Origin of the sequence: Salipiger aestuarii, from assembly GCF_003259905.1 — a bacterium.
In the GTDB taxonomy this organism is placed as follows: domain Bacteria; phylum Pseudomonadota; class Alphaproteobacteria; order Rhodobacterales; family Rhodobacteraceae; genus Salipiger; species Salipiger aestuarii.
In genome coordinates this window covers 48,396-63,049 of sequence record NZ_QLMG01000012.1, presented here as the reverse complement: position 1 = coordinate 63,049, position 14,654 = coordinate 48,396, and the positions used below count along the sequence as shown (strand labels likewise).

At 64.5% G+C, this 14,654-nt stretch carries 13 protein-coding genes; 6 read left to right on the top strand and 7 right to left on the bottom strand.

Going from position 1 to position 14,654, the window contains the following annotated elements; translation table 11 throughout:
- Positions 1-10 precede the first annotated feature (10 nt).
- Complete coding sequence (locus tag ATI53_RS08705) at positions 11-835, top strand: IclR family transcriptional regulator (RefSeq protein ID WP_009504584.1); 825 nt, start codon at positions 11-13, stop codon at positions 833-835.
- A gap of 29 nt (positions 836-864) precedes the next feature.
- Here the strand turns inward: ATI53_RS08705 and ATI53_RS08700 are convergent, their stop codons facing one another.
- From ATI53_RS08700 to ATI53_RS08690, 3 genes are read right to left on the bottom strand one after another with little or no spacing between them, the layout of a single operon-like run.
- Positions 865-2,013: an acyl-CoA dehydrogenase family protein gene (locus ATI53_RS08700; protein ID WP_009504585.1), complete on the bottom strand. Its 1,149-nt coding sequence runs from the start codon at positions 2,011-2,013 to the stop codon at positions 865-867.
- Positions 2,010-3,068, bottom strand: a complete 1,059-nt coding sequence (locus ATI53_RS08695) for an acyl-CoA dehydrogenase family protein (protein ID WP_009504586.1) — start codon at positions 3,066-3,068, stop codon at positions 2,010-2,012. Before ATI53_RS08695 ends, ATI53_RS08700 begins: the two co-directional genes overlap by 4 nt.
- Complete coding sequence (locus ATI53_RS08690; protein ID WP_111550209.1) at positions 3,068-4,474, bottom strand: MmgE/PrpD family protein; 1,407 nt, start codon at positions 4,472-4,474, stop codon at positions 3,068-3,070. The genes ATI53_RS08695 and ATI53_RS08690 overlap by 1 nt, the downstream gene beginning before the upstream one ends.
- A gap of 479 nt (positions 4,475-4,953) precedes the next feature.
- Here ATI53_RS08690 and ATI53_RS08685 point away from each other — a divergent pair, with 479 nt between their 5' ends.
- The 5 genes from ATI53_RS08685 to ATI53_RS08665 all read left to right on the top strand — a co-directional run bounded on the left by ATI53_RS08685 (position 4,954) and on the right by ATI53_RS08665 (position 11,314).
- Positions 4,954-6,405, top strand: a complete 1,452-nt coding sequence (locus tag ATI53_RS08685; protein ID WP_223865948.1) for a hypothetical protein — start codon at positions 4,954-4,956, stop codon at positions 6,403-6,405.
- A gap of 164 nt (positions 6,406-6,569) precedes the next feature.
- Complete coding sequence (locus ATI53_RS08680; protein ID WP_111550208.1) at positions 6,570-7,508, top strand: CoA transferase subunit A; 939 nt, start codon at positions 6,570-6,572, stop codon at positions 7,506-7,508.
- On the top strand, positions 7,505-8,272 hold the full coding sequence (locus ATI53_RS08675) for a hypothetical protein (protein WP_009504590.1): 768 nt from the start codon (positions 7,505-7,507) through the stop codon (positions 8,270-8,272). The genes ATI53_RS08680 and ATI53_RS08675 overlap by 4 nt, the downstream gene beginning before the upstream one ends.
- 43 nt (positions 8,273-8,315) lie before the next feature.
- Entirely contained in the window at positions 8,316-9,287 is a 972-nt protein-coding gene (locus tag ATI53_RS08670; protein ID WP_009504591.1) for a TAXI family TRAP transporter solute-binding subunit, read from the top strand.
- 83 nt (positions 9,288-9,370) lie between these two features.
- The gene (locus tag ATI53_RS08665; protein ID WP_223865947.1) at positions 9,371-11,314 is read left to right on the top strand and encodes a TRAP transporter permease; all 1,944 of its coding nucleotides are present in this window, start codon (positions 9,371-9,373) and stop codon (positions 11,312-11,314) included.
- A 96-nt stretch (positions 11,315-11,410) separates the two neighbouring features.
- Here ATI53_RS08665 and ATI53_RS08660 read toward each other — a convergent pair whose 3' ends face one another.
- From ATI53_RS08660 to ATI53_RS08645, 4 genes are read right to left on the bottom strand one after another with little or no spacing between them, the layout of a single operon-like run.
- Positions 11,411-11,815, bottom strand: a complete 405-nt coding sequence (locus ATI53_RS08660) for a Zn-ribbon domain-containing OB-fold protein (protein WP_111550207.1) — start codon at positions 11,813-11,815, stop codon at positions 11,411-11,413.
- 4 nt (positions 11,816-11,819) lie between these two features.
- The gene (locus ATI53_RS08655) at positions 11,820-12,992 is read right to left on the bottom strand and encodes an acetyl-CoA acetyltransferase (protein WP_111550206.1); all 1,173 of its coding nucleotides are present in this window, start codon (positions 12,990-12,992) and stop codon (positions 11,820-11,822) included.
- Between the two features lie 48 nt (positions 12,993-13,040).
- Entirely contained in the window at positions 13,041-14,183 is a 1,143-nt protein-coding gene (locus ATI53_RS08650) for an acyl-CoA dehydrogenase family protein (protein ID WP_089962683.1), read from the bottom strand.
- Positions 14,180-14,617 carry a MaoC/PaaZ C-terminal domain-containing protein gene (locus ATI53_RS08645; RefSeq protein WP_009504597.1) on the bottom strand — a complete coding sequence of 146 codons (438 nt, stop codon included), beginning with the start codon at positions 14,615-14,617 and terminating at the stop codon, positions 14,180-14,182. Before ATI53_RS08645 ends, ATI53_RS08650 begins: the two co-directional genes overlap by 4 nt.
- Between the last annotated feature and the right edge of the window lie 37 nt (positions 14,618-14,654).

The following is a 14,654-nucleotide window of genomic DNA, read 5'->3' as shown; positions in this document are numbered from 1 at the left end:
ACTGGAGACGATGACCATGACAACCGCGCAATCTGACGGAATCGAACCTGCCGGGCGCACGTCGGAAGGGCCGCGATCGCTGAACCGCATCCTGGCGCTTTTCGATGTGGTGGCGCAAAGCGACCGGCGCATGTCCCTGTCCGAGCTCAGCAGCGCGTTGGATTGCCCCAAGAGCAGTTTGCTGGTGCTGCTGCGCCCTCTCACCGAAAAGGGTTACCTGATGCGCGAGAACGACGCGTATTTTCTCGGCCCGAGAATTTTCCAGTTCGCGCAGACCATTCTGACAAAGCACCCGTTCGCGTCGGTCCTGCGCGGGGTGATGAGCGACCTTGTGAAACAGACCGGCGAGACGGTTCTTTTTGCGGTTCGCGATGGTGATCGCGTCGTCTATTCGTCGGTCATCGAAAGCCCGCAGCCGGTGCGGTACGTTGCCCAGACGGGGGCCGACCGGCCCCTGTTCTGTTCGGCATCGGGGCTTGTCATGCTGGCCTACGACACCCCCGAGGAGCTTGACGCGTATTTCGCGCGGACCGAACTGACGCCGCTTACCGGCAATTCGATCACCGACGAAAACGCATTGCGGCGCATGATATCGGAAATCCGCAAAACCGGGTACGCCAGAACGGTCGGCACGGCGCATGTCGACGCCGCGGGCTTCGGTGTGCCCGTGTTTCGCGCCGATGGGAACCTGGCAGGGGCGCTGGTGATCGGCGCGCCCCTGGAACGCGCCGCCCGGAACCGGAAACTGTGCGTGACAGCGGCCAAAGCGAGCGCCGAACAGCTTTCGCTGGCGCTAGGCTATCGTCCGGGCGGGACCGGAACGGCCCTGAATTAGGCGCGCGCCGATCCTGCAGGTCGCCCCCGTCACCGCAAGCCCAGTCCGCGTGCGATGATGCCGCGCAGAATCTCGCGGGTGCCCCCCCGAAGCGAGAAAGACGGCACCGCAAGTTCGGTATAAGCCAGCACCGCCGCATAGCTGTCGCGCCCTCCGGGCACCGCCGGGCGGGATACGAGGCTGCGCGCCAGACGCGGGATATCCTGTTCATAGAGCGCGCCGAGATCCTTGACGATGGCGGCCTGAAGCGCGGGGTTTTTGCCCTCGTTCAGCATGCCGGCCACCGAGCGCGACATTTGCCGCAGCACCATCAGATGCGCGGACAGGCGGCCGATCTCGGCCTGCTGGGCCTCGGTGGCGTCCTGGCGCAGCACCCGGATCAGTTCCTCGATCAGGGCGAAGGACGACAGGAACCGTTCCGGCCCGCTGCGTTCGAAGGCCAGTTCGCTCATGACCTGCGACCAGCCCTCGCCCTTTTCGCCCAGCAGCGCGTCGGATGGCAGGAACGTGTCGTCGAAGATGACCTGGTTGAAATGATGTTCGCCGCCCAGGTCGATGATCGGGCTGATCTGGATGTTTTCGGTGGCCTTGAGATCAATGAGGAACTGGCTCATCCCGCCGTGGCGGTCGTCGCTCTTGCCGGTTCGGCAGAACAGGATCATGTAGTCGGCCACATGCGCATAGGTCGTCCAGACCTTGGTGCCGTTGACACGAAAACCGCCTTCGACCTCGGTGGCGACGGTGCGCGTTGCAGCAAGGTCCGAGCCGGAATCGGGCTCGCTCATCCCGATGCAGAAACACAGCTCGCCCGCGGCGATGCGCGGCACGATCGCGCGTTTCTGTTCCTCGGTTCCCTTGGCCAGAATGAGCGGGCCGCTCTGACGATCGGCGATCCAGTGCGAGATCACCGGCGCGCCGGCGGCCAGCAGTTCTTCGGACACGACATACCGTTCCAGCGCGCTGCGCGCGTGCCCGCCGTATTCCCTGGGGAACGTCATGCCGACCCAGCCGCGCTGCGCCAGCTTGCGCGAAAACGCGCGACTGAACCCGTTCCACGATTCCGCGCGCTTTTCGGGCGGGAAACCGGCCAGTTCCTCGGCCAGAAACGCGCGGACCTCTTGGCGCAGATCGTCGTAATCGGCGCCGGGCGGGGGCGGGGGAAATGCGGTAAGGGTCATGCCGGGATGCCTTGTGCAGTGCTGTCGGTGATGAAATGCCAGAACGTGTCGCGGGGGCTCGACAGGGCGGCCCGCCCCAGCTCCCTTGTCCAGTCCAGCTCGGTGCCGAACTCGTCGCGCCAGCTCCAGATCCGTTTGGTGAAATGGTGCAGCGCGTGTTCCTGGGTATAGCCGATGGCCCCGTGAACCTGATGGGCCAGCGCACCGACTGTTTCCGCGGCTTCCCCGGAGCGGCTCTTGGCGGCGGCAACGGTCAGCGCAAAGGCGGGTGTATCGTAGCTGTCGGCCGCCATTTCGGCGGCGGCGCGCGACGCGGCGGTTTCTCCGGCCATCGTCGCGAGGTAGTGTTGGATCGCCTGAAACTTGCCGATCGGCCGTCCGAACTGGACCCGGTCGTTGGCATATTCGACAGTCATCGACAGGATGGTCTCCATCGCGCCGGCGGTGGCCAGACTGCGGGCAAGCGCCCCCAGCCCGCGCATTCCGCCAAGCGACCGCGGCAGGGGGGCGGCATCGGCATCGGTCAGCGCAAGGTCGACCCCGGCATCGTCGCGCGGCATCCCGGCGAGATCCTGCGCCGGGGTGACTGTCAGATCCTTGACCGGCAGGGACAGAACATGATCGACGCCGTCCAGCGCGGCGATGGTCACGATCCGGTCCGCCCAGCGGGCAAAAGGCACCAATGTCAGCGGCCCGCTTGCATGGATGGCAGCCCCGCGCCGGTCCAGCCGCAGCGCAGCACCCTCGGCGATGGTCAGTCTGCCGCCGGGCAGCGTGAGCCCCGCGCGCGCCAGCACCGCGTTCGCGATCAGGGTTTCGGCCAGTGGCAGCGGCAGGCCATGCGCCCCGGCGATGCGCACCAGCCCCAGCGCCTCGGCGGCGGGCACGCCGAAACCGCCGGCCTCTTCGGGCACCAGCGCCATGGGCAACCCGGCCTCCTCGATCCGCGTCCAGAGCGCCTCGGGGCATTGCCCGGCAGCGGCGCCCTCGCGCAGGCCGTGGCCGATGTGGTCGCGGAACAACCGCTCGGCCATGTCATGGATCATCGATTCCATCAGGCGGTCCTTTCAGACGGTGCATGGTTGGCGGCGGAGCTGCCGTGTTCCGGCTTGCCGGCGGGGGCGGTCGAATCGCGCAGCGGCGGCAGATGCAGCCGTGTGCGCAGATCCTGACGGAAAACCGCGACAGCAGGCGGCGTGCCCCCGTCCCTGCGGTATTTGTCAAGACAATCGGCAATCTTGTCGCCGATCTCGGCAGGGCTCGCCGGGTCCGAGGGCGAACCGGGATGCGCCGCGACCGACGTTTCGGCCAGGGTTTCGTTTCCGTGACGCAGGCGGACATGGACCGCCCCATGGTCCACACCGACGCGATCCTGCCCCGCGTCCGGTTCGGTTTCGATGGTTACCATGTCCATGAGACGGCGGATCTCGGGGCGGTGAGGGCTGTCGTCCTCGAAATCCGCAAGCCCGACCCGGCCCTGGTGCAGGGCCGCCGACAAGGTATAGGCGGCGCAGAACTTGGCTTCCATTCCATCCTTGGGATCCATGACATGCAGGGGCACCATAGCGCCCTTGGGCGCCGTCATTTCGATCACCGAGCCCTCGGGCACCGCGTCTCCGCCGCGTTGGGCGTAAAGGTGCCGCCCCGCGGCGATCATCCTGTGCGTGAGATAGCAGCAGGGATAAAGCTTGCGCGACACGCTGCCCAGATCGATCCTTGGCTCCACCCCGGCGGGATCGCCCGCAAGCCCGTCCGGGCCGGCATAAAGATCGAAAAAACCGCGCGGCGCAAAGATATCGGGGGCGCCGGTAATGCCGGCCTCGGCCATACGGGCGGCGCGCAGTCCGACAAGGGCGGCGTTGCCGGCCTGGATCGGCTTGGCCATCGCCCCGAAATTTATCTGCAATCCGCCCGCCAGCGACGCGGCCAGCGACAGGGCGTTACCGATGGCGTCTTCGTCAAGGTCGAGCTGATGCGCGACCGCCGCCGCGGCGGCCACTGCCCCGATCGTCGATGTGGCGTGCCAGCCCTTGTCGTAGTGGCCAAAGCCCAGAACCTGTCCCAGCGCGACATTGACGGCCGCTCCCACCGCAAGCGCGGGGGCAATGCGGTCGGCGGTCTCGGGCCGCGCGTCGGCCATCGCCATCAGCGCCGGCACGAAGACCACACTGGGATGCGTGACGCTGAGTGTGTGAACATCGTCGAAATCCAGCGCATGACCGGCGACGGCATTAAGGAACCCGGCCCGTTCGACCCCGCCCTGTCCGACCGTGCTCGCGGGTGTCGCCGCTTCGTCCCCGTCAAGTGCCGCCAGCCGGCGGACCACCGGCTCGTGCCATCCGCCATAGATGACAGCCACCGTATCCTCCACGCAAAGCGCGGCCTCCTCGGCATTTGCCGCGTCCAGCCGATGCCGCGCGGCGATGAACCCCGTCAGACGGCGGGTGAAATCATTGGTCATGTTCTGATCCTCTCTGGTACTGTACTTTGCCTCATGTCGGGAGGTGCTATCAATTCGGGTGGCCACCTGTTTGCACATATGTGTTGAACTGGGCTATCGCGTTGTGATCGCCACCGGGATGAGGCAGCCTGCGTGCAAACCCTCATTTGAATCCCTCATTTGAATCCCTTTGAGATCGGGCGCCGGGCGTGTCAGAAAAGCTGCGACAAGAAGGGCGAGCGCGGCTGGAGGTCTCGGCGTGAATGGACTGGAAGGCAAGGGCGCGAATTCGCCAAGGCATTGTACCACACCGTATCCGTCAGACGTTCTTTTCGCAAAGACCCGCTACCGGGGCTATCGGGCGGTTGCTCTCGCCGGTCCCGCGCCGGCGACAGGGGCGCGTTGCGCGCCGCACGGGATGAGGCAGGAACTGACGACAGCGCTGCCCGCCCGGCGTGTCGGGCGCGGCCGGATCTGGCGCGGCCTTGCAGAGAGGCCATATGGCTTTGGAAAAGCGGGTGCAGATGTCGGCCATTGATGTTCTGAAACGGTCCGCCGTACGCAACCCGGTTGCCGCTGTCTGTCTGATGATCTGTCTTGGCGGTGGTATCGCGCAGGGTGTCTTTCCCGGCAGCGGTGTATCGGCTGCGGTCGTACCGTTTTTCGGCATCTATCTCGTGATCGCGTTCCGCAACATTGCCCGCGTCGGATGGGTGCTGCTTTTCTTTTCGTTCGCGATTGCCGGTCTGGCGCTGGCCGATGGTATCGAAGCGCGCATTTTCGCCGAGGCGGCGGGGCGTGTCGTTTTCCTGTCAGCGCTGCTTACGGCTGTCGCCTTCTTGCGCATCGCGGCCACGCAGGACCCGGTTGTAGAGGTTGCCGGAGAGTTCCTGACGTTGCAGCCGCCGACCCGCCGCTACGCCTCTCTGGGTGCGGGGGGCCACCTGTTCGGCGTGCTTCTGAACCTCGGCGGGCTGGGCGTGATGCTTGAAGTCATCATGAAAGGCTTGGAGGCCCATCGCCATGAAATGGACGATGTGGTGTACGAGGCCCGCAAGCGCAGGATGGTAAGCGCCTGTATGCGGGGGTTTTCCTCGATCGCGTTCTGGACGCCGTTCGGCGTCGCCCTGAATCTGATGATTCTCACGATTCCGGATCTTGAATGGGCGCATCTGGCGCCTTTCGGAATCGCGCTGGCCGGGGTGCTTTTCCTTGTCGGGTGGCTGTTCGACACGGTGGAATGGTGGCGCCCGCCGTCGGCGCGCGGTCGGGTCGCGGCCCTGACCGGGGACTTGCCGGGCTGGGCGCATTGGTCGGTCGTGATCGTTGCCGGTCATATCCTTATACTCGGGGGCGCTGTGGTGGCACTGGACAGGGCGACGGAATACAGTTTCCAGACCGTCCTGATCGCCATCGTGCCGGTTTACGCGCTTCTCTGGCTGGGTCTGCGAAAGGGCACCGGCAGCATTCCGGACATGTCGCGCCGGTTCGTGACGCAGGCACCGGGATTCGCGACCGAAATGAGCGTTATCGCGTCGGCGGGGTTCATCGGCCTCGTCGCGCTGGAGGTCGTTCCGGTCGAATGGATTGCCGACCATCTTGGCTGGATCGCAACGCGGCCTGTGCTGACCGTTGTGCTGTTGATTATGACGGTATTCCTGACCGGGCTGCTGGGTGTGCATCCGATGATCTCGGTGGTGCTGCTGGCGGAAGTGGTCAACCGCATCGGCGTGGATGGGTTGTCGCCGCTTGCTCTGGGCCTTGCGCTGGCTGGAGGCTGGAGCAGCATCATTTGCATGGGGCCCGCCATCACAGCCGTCGTTTATGCGTCTTCCATCGTGGGGGAACGGCCCCTGACCATCGGGTTGCGCTGGAACGGACTGTTCGGTCTGGCCAGCATCCTCCTTATTGCTCTCATTGTCGCTGGCGGTGTCGCGGCGGGGCTGCTCTGATGTCCTGATCCCGCACCCGGAGCGGCCAATCGCACATATGTGTTCGATCATGGCTGTCACACGCCGGAAAGTGCCGGATCGTGTCCGTTCCAGTACAGTTGCTCTGCGCAAATCCCCCGGCGGTCCGCCGGGGAAACAGAAGCATCGGAGCGACGATCCACACCATGCAAGGCCACACGAAACCCACGCGGCGCAGCAAGATCACGGCGCTGCACGACGCAGCGCGTCTGGCCCGGAGCGCTTTGCTGGAACGACCGGAACTTTGCCTTGGCGGTCTGTTCAAGCAGGGCCGGCCGGTCGCATTGGTGCGCGCGCTGCTGGCTGCGGGCGCAAAGGACCTGCATGTCTATTCATCTCCCGGCGCCGGCTATGACGTCGATCTGATGATCGCGGCGGAAGCGGTCGAACAGGTGTTCATTCCCGGCGTCACGCTGGAAAACCGTCTCTGCCCCAACTTCCGAAGCGCGGTCGAGTCAGGGCAGGTGACGGCCCATGCGCTGGATGCGCTGACCGTGGTGGGGGGGCTTATGGCCTCGGCCCATGGTGTTCCGTTCCAGCCGATCGACGCGCTGCGCGGGTCGGACGTGCTGAAGCACAACCCGCTTCTCCGCGAAATCGACTGTCCCTTTTCGGGTCGCCGCATCCACGCCGTCGGCCCCATCCGGCCCCGCGTCACGTTTCTGCACGCGCAAGAGGCCGACCGCTGGGGGAACCTGCGCCATCTCAGCACGATGGTCTATGCCGATCAGCTGATGGCGCGCGCCTCGGACATGGTCATTGCCAGCGTGGACAGGATCGTGCCGGACGAGGTGATCCTTGACGATCCATCGCGGGTCAGCGTGCCATCGCACTATGTGGATGCCGTGGTCGCGGTGCCTTACGGCGCGCATCCCACCGCGAGCTTCCCCCATTACGCAATGGACGAGGATCATATCGACGCCTACGCCGATCTGGGCGATGCCGCCCGGGCCGGCGACCGCGCGGGTCTGGATGCCTACATCGCGCGCCATGTGACAGGCCCGACGACCCAGGAAGACTATATCAATGCGGTCGGGGGCGCGGACTATTTCGCCCGGCTCGAAGCGGAGGCCCGGCAGGAATGAGCGCGGCGATTTCCCCCCTTGAGCAAATGGTCGTCGTGCTGGCCCGCGACCTGGCCGATGGCGAACTGGGCGCCGCGGGTGCTGCGGCCCTGGTGCCGATGGCGGCGATCGCCCTGGCGCGCGAACTGCACGCACCCAACCTGACAGTCGGCGGGGAGATGTTTTTCAACCCCGAGCCGGGACGGCTCTATCCCTCGATGCTCGACGACCGCGCCCTGGGCCGCTGCGAGGCTGCCGAGACGTTCATCGAGCTGTTCGGCCACAGCCATCACGGGCTGGATTTCTTCTTTCACAGCGGGTTGCAGCACGACGCCTTCGGTAACATCAATCTGCATCACGTCGGTGGCACGCTGCACGCGCCCAGGATGCGCGGACCGGGGGCGGCCAACCTGTCCTACTGCCACACGTCGACGCGGTTCTACATCTGCCCCACCGTTCATACGGCGCGAAATTTTGTCGAGAAAGCGGATTTCATCACCATACCGGGGCATCTTTCCGGCCCCGAGGCGAAGCGCGCCGCCGGCTTGACCAAGGAAGGGCCGCGGTTCGTGGTGACACCCCGCGCGGTCATGGATTTCGACCCGGAGACGCTGCGGATGCGGCTGAAATCGGTCCATGCCGGCAATACCGCCAAGGAGGTTCAGCGTCACACCGGGTTCGATCTTGGGATCAGCGGAGACGTGCCACAGACCCCGCCGCCAACAGAGGAGGAACTGACTGTCCTGCGTGCGCGGATCGACAAGACCGGAACCTTGCGCGCCTGACGCGCGGGGGCCGACAATTTTGAACAACGACTGGGAGGAAGACATGTTCAAACTCATAACAAACGGAAGCCGGGGGACCATCGGTGCCGCGGTCGTCCTGAGTGCCATTCTTGTGGGCGGGTCGGTTTCGGCCAAGGATCTCACGATGGGGACCACAAGCCCGACGTCCAGCCATTTCACGATCTCGGTCGCGATGAGCAAGGCGATCGAGACCGGTCTGGAAGATGCCACCGTCAACGTGATCGAGACCGGCGCCAGCGTGGACAATGTCCTGCGCCTCGCGCGGGAAGAAATTGATCTGGGTCTTGCCACCACCGACATCCTGATCTCGGCCCGCAACGGAACCGGCAAGTTCGAGGGCAACGCCATTGCCGATACGGTTGCGCTTTATCCCTACAGCGCATCCGTGCTGTTGATTGCCGCAACCGAGGAATCGGGCGTGACCTCGCTTGACGATCTGGATGGCAAGAAATTCAATCCCGGCATCCGGGGATCGGCCGCCGAGACCCTGACCACCAACGTGCTGTCGATGTTCGACATCAACGCAGACCTCGTGCACGGCGCCGTCGGGGACGCGGTGGAAGGTATCAAGAACCGCCAGATCATCGGCTACAGCAAATACGGTGCCGCAAACTCTGTCGATGCGACCCTGCAAGAGCTGATGACAAGCACCAGGATGCGGTTGATCGGCTTCTCCGAAGAGCAGGAGAAAGCGGCGAGGCAAGCCATGGAAGGCGTCGGTTTCACAACCCTTCCCGCCGGGCTTATTGCGGGGTCCGAGGCGATGCGGGTGCCCAAGCTCAATGTCTTCTTCCTGACCCGCACCGGCGTCATGGACGACGAGACCGCCTATGACATCGCCCGCAGCATCCACCAGAACATGGACCTTCTGGTCGAGGCCTGGCCGCAACTGGCAGAGTACGACATCGCCGCCGATGCCGTCGCCACGATGGAGGCCGGTATCGCCTATCATCCGGGCGCGGCGCGATACTGGAAAGAAGCCGTCGGCAACTGAATCCGCGCTGCGCGGTCGTACCGCCGGTCGAACGGACCGGCCCAGCGGGGCGCCACATGCGCCCCGCCGTCTCGGGAGGAAACATGAAACACTCATCGACCGAAGCTTCGCTCTGGGAACGGCGCGGCGCGCAGGCGCTCGGCGCGTTGTTTGCGGCATTCGTCGCGCTGCATTTCTACAATGCCCTGTTCGGACAGTTCGAACCGCTGGTTCAACGACCGATCTTTATCGGCTTCGGTCTGGGCGGTGCCTTTTTCCTGTACGCCGCGCGCGCGTCGCGGACGGGCGGTCGAAACCGCCTGGAACGGGCCATCGACATCACGCTCGGGCTGCTGGCCTTTGGCGTTTGCCTCTATGTGATCGTCAACCGGGATCGCTTTTCCGACATCATGGTGCAGTACGGCCCGCTTGACAAGGCTGCCGGGTTGCTGGCCGTTCTGCTGACGCTTGAAGCGGCCCGCCGGGTGATCGGCTGGTTCCTGCCCCTGCTGGCACTGATCACCGTTCTTTATTATTACTTCGGGTACGATCTGATTGACGGGGGCTGGCGCCCGCCGCGTGTTTCGGCCCGCACAGCGGTCGAGACCTTCTACAGTTCGACCACCGGCATGTTCGGCTATCTTGCCGATGTAGGCGCGCGGGTCATCACGATCTATGTGCTTCTGGGGGCGTTGTTGCTGTCCACGGGGGCAACCGACGTGTTCATGAAAATGGCCACCTGGATCGCCGGACGCACGTTTGGCGGCCCCGCCAAGGTCTGCGCCCTGTCCTCGGCGATGTTCGGGACAGTGACCGGATCGGCGGTGGCCAATGTGATGGCGACGGGTTCGATCACCATCCCCACGATGAAGCGGCTGCGCTATCCGCCGGCCTTTGCCGGGGCGGTCGAGGCCGTTGCGTCTTCCGCCGGTCAGCTGACGCCGCCGGTGATGGGGGCGGGGGCGTTCATCATGGCCGAGTTCCTGAACATTCCCTACACCCAGATCGCCGTGGCAGCGGTCGGTCCTGCGTTTCTCTACTACCTCGCGATATGGCTCGGGGTGGACCTTTATGCGCGCCGCGCGGGCCTTCAGCCCACGCCGAAAAACGAAATGCCGAAACCGGCGGATTTTCTGGCGCCCGACAAGGCGATCCCGCTGTTTCTTCCTATCGCGACAGTGGTTTACTTTCTGTTCCAGGGTTACACGCCAAGCTTTGCCGGTGCCGCGTCGATCATCGTTTTGATCTTGGCCTGTGCGGCCGTGCGCCCCTTTGGCCGCGCCACAAGGGGGCAGGGGCTGAAGGCATGTTGGACCGGGCTGGCCCGCGACGTTTACGAGGGGATGGTCGAGGCCGGTCGCGCGCTGGTGATGATCGCCGCGCTGCTGGCCTGTGCCGCGATCGTCGTCAAGGTTCTGACAGCGACGGGCGCGGGGGTGAAAATCTCGAATCTGCTGTTTTCGGTGTCCGATCAGGGCCTGATCGTCGCCCTGCTGCTGGCGGCTGTGCTGTCGATCGTGCTGGGCATGGATGTGCCGACCACGGCCTCTTATGTTCTGGCGGCGGCGGTTGCCGCGCCCAGCCTCGTGCGGCTTGGCCTGCCGGAACTGACGGCGCATCTGTTCGTCTTCTACTACGCGATCCTGTCAGCCATCACGCCGCCGGTCTGCGCCAGCGTCTACGCCGCCGCCGCGTTGGCCGGGGCCAATTTCTGGAAAGTGGCGGGTCGGGCGCTGTCGCTGGCCGGGGCGGTCTATGTGGTGCCGTTCCTGTTTGTGTTCCGGCCGGGGATCCTGGCACAGGGCGGCACCGGTCAGGTCATTCTGGACGTTGGCGTGGCAAGCGCCGCGGTTTTTGCTGTCAGTGTCGGGTTCAGCGGTTACCTTCGGGGAACGCTGTCCTTTATCGGCCGGGGCTTGTTTCTGGCGGCGGCCGCGCTGCTGTTCTATGCCGCGCCGATGGCCGATATTATCGGCGGGCTGGCATTGACCGGTCTCATTGCATGGCGTTTTCTTCGCGGAGAGCGAAAGACCCTCAGTTCCGGGTGACAGGTGACATCTGCGCCTTTTTCACAAAGAAGGGCCGCCGCAGGTATTCTGCGGCGGCCCTCTTACGATTGGTTGCGCGGACCTGTGCCCGCTGTCTCAGGTCATCCTGAAATAGGGAAAGGTGATCTCGTCGGTGGCTTTCACGAAGGTCACTTCGACCTTGGCCCCGATATGCACTTTCTCCGGGTCGTCGGTCTGGATCCGGCTCATCATCCGCGGGCCTTCTTCCAGTTCGATCAGCGCGACGACATAGGGAACGTTGTCGGCAAAGGCCGGGCCTGCCGGGCGGCGGGCGATGGTGAAGGTATGCACCTCGCCACGCCCGCTGACCGTGTCGAATTTCAGGTTGTCGGAATGGCAATGCGGGCAGATCGCCCGCGGATAGAAGTGATGCTTGCCGCAATCGCCGCACAGCGGGATGTCAAGACGGCCCTCGTGTGCGGCCTGCCAATAGGGGGCGCTGTCGTGGTCGATCACCGGAAGCGGTTTTTCAGTGCTCATCGGCTCAGTCCTTCTGCAAAATCACGGTCGCGCCAGAGGACAGCGTGCCCCCCGTGCCATGCACCAGCGCGGTCTCGGCACCCGCGACCTGCCGGTCGCCGCAGACGCCCCGCAACTGGCGGGTGGCCTCGATCAGCAGGAACATCCCGTACATGCCCGGATGCAGCGCCGACAGGCCGCCGCCATTGGTGTTCATCGGAAAGGCGCCGCCCGGCGCCGTGCGTTGGCCAGAGACAAAATCGCCGCCTTCGCCGATCTTGCAGAAACCCAGCGCCTCCAGCGTCAGCAGGACGGTGATGGTGAAACTGTCATAGACCTCGACCACGTCGATGTCGGAATGGCTTACGCCGGCCATTTTCATCGCGGTTTCGCCAGCCTTTTGCGCCGGCAGCAGGCGGGCGAGATCGGGCATCTCTCCGATGGCCCAATGGGTGTGTGCCTCGCCATAGCCCTTGACCGCGACGGGTTTGGTCTTGAGGTCCCTGGCGCGTTCGGCGGTGGTCATCACGATGGCGCCCGCGCCGTCGGTGACAAGGCAGCAATCAAGCAGGTGCAGCGGTTCCGAGATCATCGTGCTGGACAGGACGTCGTCGACGGACAGCGGATCGCGCCGCGTCGCGGCGGGGTTCAACTGCGCCCATTTCCGGGTGGCGACGGCGATCTCGGCCAGGTTCTCGGAGGTGGTGCCGTATTCGTGCATGTGGCGCTGCGCCGCCATCGCGTAGCCACCCACCGGCGTCGGCATCCCATAGGGTGTTTCATGCTGCATCGACAGGACCGAGGGGCGCCCCCCCAGATTGCGGCTGCGCAAGGATTTCTGGTCGGAGCTGTAGACGATCAGCGCCACCTCGCAATAGCCCTCGCGCAGCGCCATCGCGGCATGGGCGACATGCGCCTCAAACGCCGAGCCGCCGATATTGGTGCCGTCGACATAGGTTGGCATGATGCCGAGATATTCGCCCAGCGTCACCGTCGCAAGCTGCCCCGGCCCCGGTACGCCCCACATGCCGGCGGTCAGAAGACCGTCCACATCGTCCAGCGTCAGGCCGGCTTCTTCGACGGCGGCCTTTGCCACCAGGGCGGCATGGCCCAGAACCGAAGCCTTCGTGACAAATTTCCCGTCCTCGATTGGCGCGTCGGCAAGGCCGACGATCACCGGATCGCGTCCGTTCTTCATATGCTCTTTCCCTTTGTTGTGCGGTCGTGTCCCCAAGCGGCCCCGATGTCAGTTCGGGCGCATGGTCTTTGCGATCAGCGTGCGCTGAATCTGCGAGGTCCCGCCACCGATGGTGCTTTGCATTCCTTCGCGGAAATAGCGTTCCATATCCGCCTCGGGCAGCATGGAATGGCCGCCGAGGATCTGCATGCCGTTGCGCGTGACGGTTTGCAGGGTCTCGGAGGCAAAGAGCTTTGCCATCGACACTTCGCGCGTGCAGGGCGTCTTGGCCGCGGCCAGGCTGGCGGCGCGATAGACCAGCAGCCGCGCGGCGTCGACCTGGGTCTGCATGTCGGCCAGCATGTGGCGGATCACCTGAAAGTCAAAGATCGGCTTGTCGAACTGAATCCGCTCATGGGCGTAGCGCAGGGCATCGTCCACCGCTGTCTGGGCGTTGCCGACATAGGCGGCGGCCACGGCGACACGTTCCAGTTCCAGGTGGTCGGTGATGATTTTCCAGCCTTCGTTTTCGGTGCCCAGCAGGGCATCGGCGGGCAGTTTCACGTCATCGACGAAAATCTCGGTGGTGCCTGTTGCGCGCCGTGCCAGGGTCGGCAGCTTGCGGATGTCCAGCCCTTCGGTGTCGTTGGGGATCAGGAACACCGACAGGCCCTTGTGCTTGGGGGCATCGGGATCGGTGCGGGTCAGCATGGCAAGGATCGCATTGTCGGCCTTTGCGCCCGAGCACCAGAGCTTTTGCCCCTTGACCACCCAGCCGTTGCCGTCGCGCCGCGCGCGAGTCTTGGTCGAAGCCGCGTCCGACCCGGCGCCGGGCTCGGAAATCGAGATCGAGAAGCGGATGTCGCCATCGAGGAACGGCCGGATGTAGCGCTCTTTCTGTTCGGGCGTGCCGAATTTCTCGATGTTCATCGCGGTGAAGGTGGCGACCATCAGGCCGGTGGAAAAGTCGAAACCGTATTTCGCCAGCCCCTCGCACATCAGGGCGTAATCCATGATGTCGCCGCCCAGCCCGCCGCTTTCCTCGGAAAACAGGATGCCCAGCCAGCCCTGCTTGGCAACCTTTTCGTAGGCCTCATAGGGGTATTCGCGATCGAGGTCGCATTTGCGGATGTAGTCGCGACCGATCTCTTCGTCGATGAAACGCTCGACGGTCGCGCGCCACATTTCCTGTTCGGGTGTCAGAAAGTTCATGCGCTCTCTCCTTGCGTGGCGTCGTGCGCGGCCCTGACTTTGGGCGGTTCTCCGGGACGATCGAGGCGGGTCTTGCGGATCAGCAGGCTGAACTCGCAGCGCATCACCGTTTCGTCACGCTGGTTGATGCCTTCCAGCTTGCTGGTCACGACACCGTGCTTTTCGTCATGGTCCTTGAGATTGACGATTTCCACGCGGGCCCAGAGGGTGTCGTTGATGAAGGTCGGGCGCAGAAAGCGCAGCCTGTCGCAGCCGTAGAAGGCAGCGAGCACGGAGCTGTCGAAGGGAATCATCGCGTTGACGATGGAAAACACGAGGCTGCCCTGAACGAGGCGCTGGCCGTAGATCGCCTCCTTGGCATGCTCGATGTTGGAATGCAGCTCAAGCCAGTTCCCGGTGAGCATGCAGAAATTGACGACGTCGGTTTCCGTCATCGTCCGCCCGCTCGAAACGCCGGTCTGGCCCAGTGAC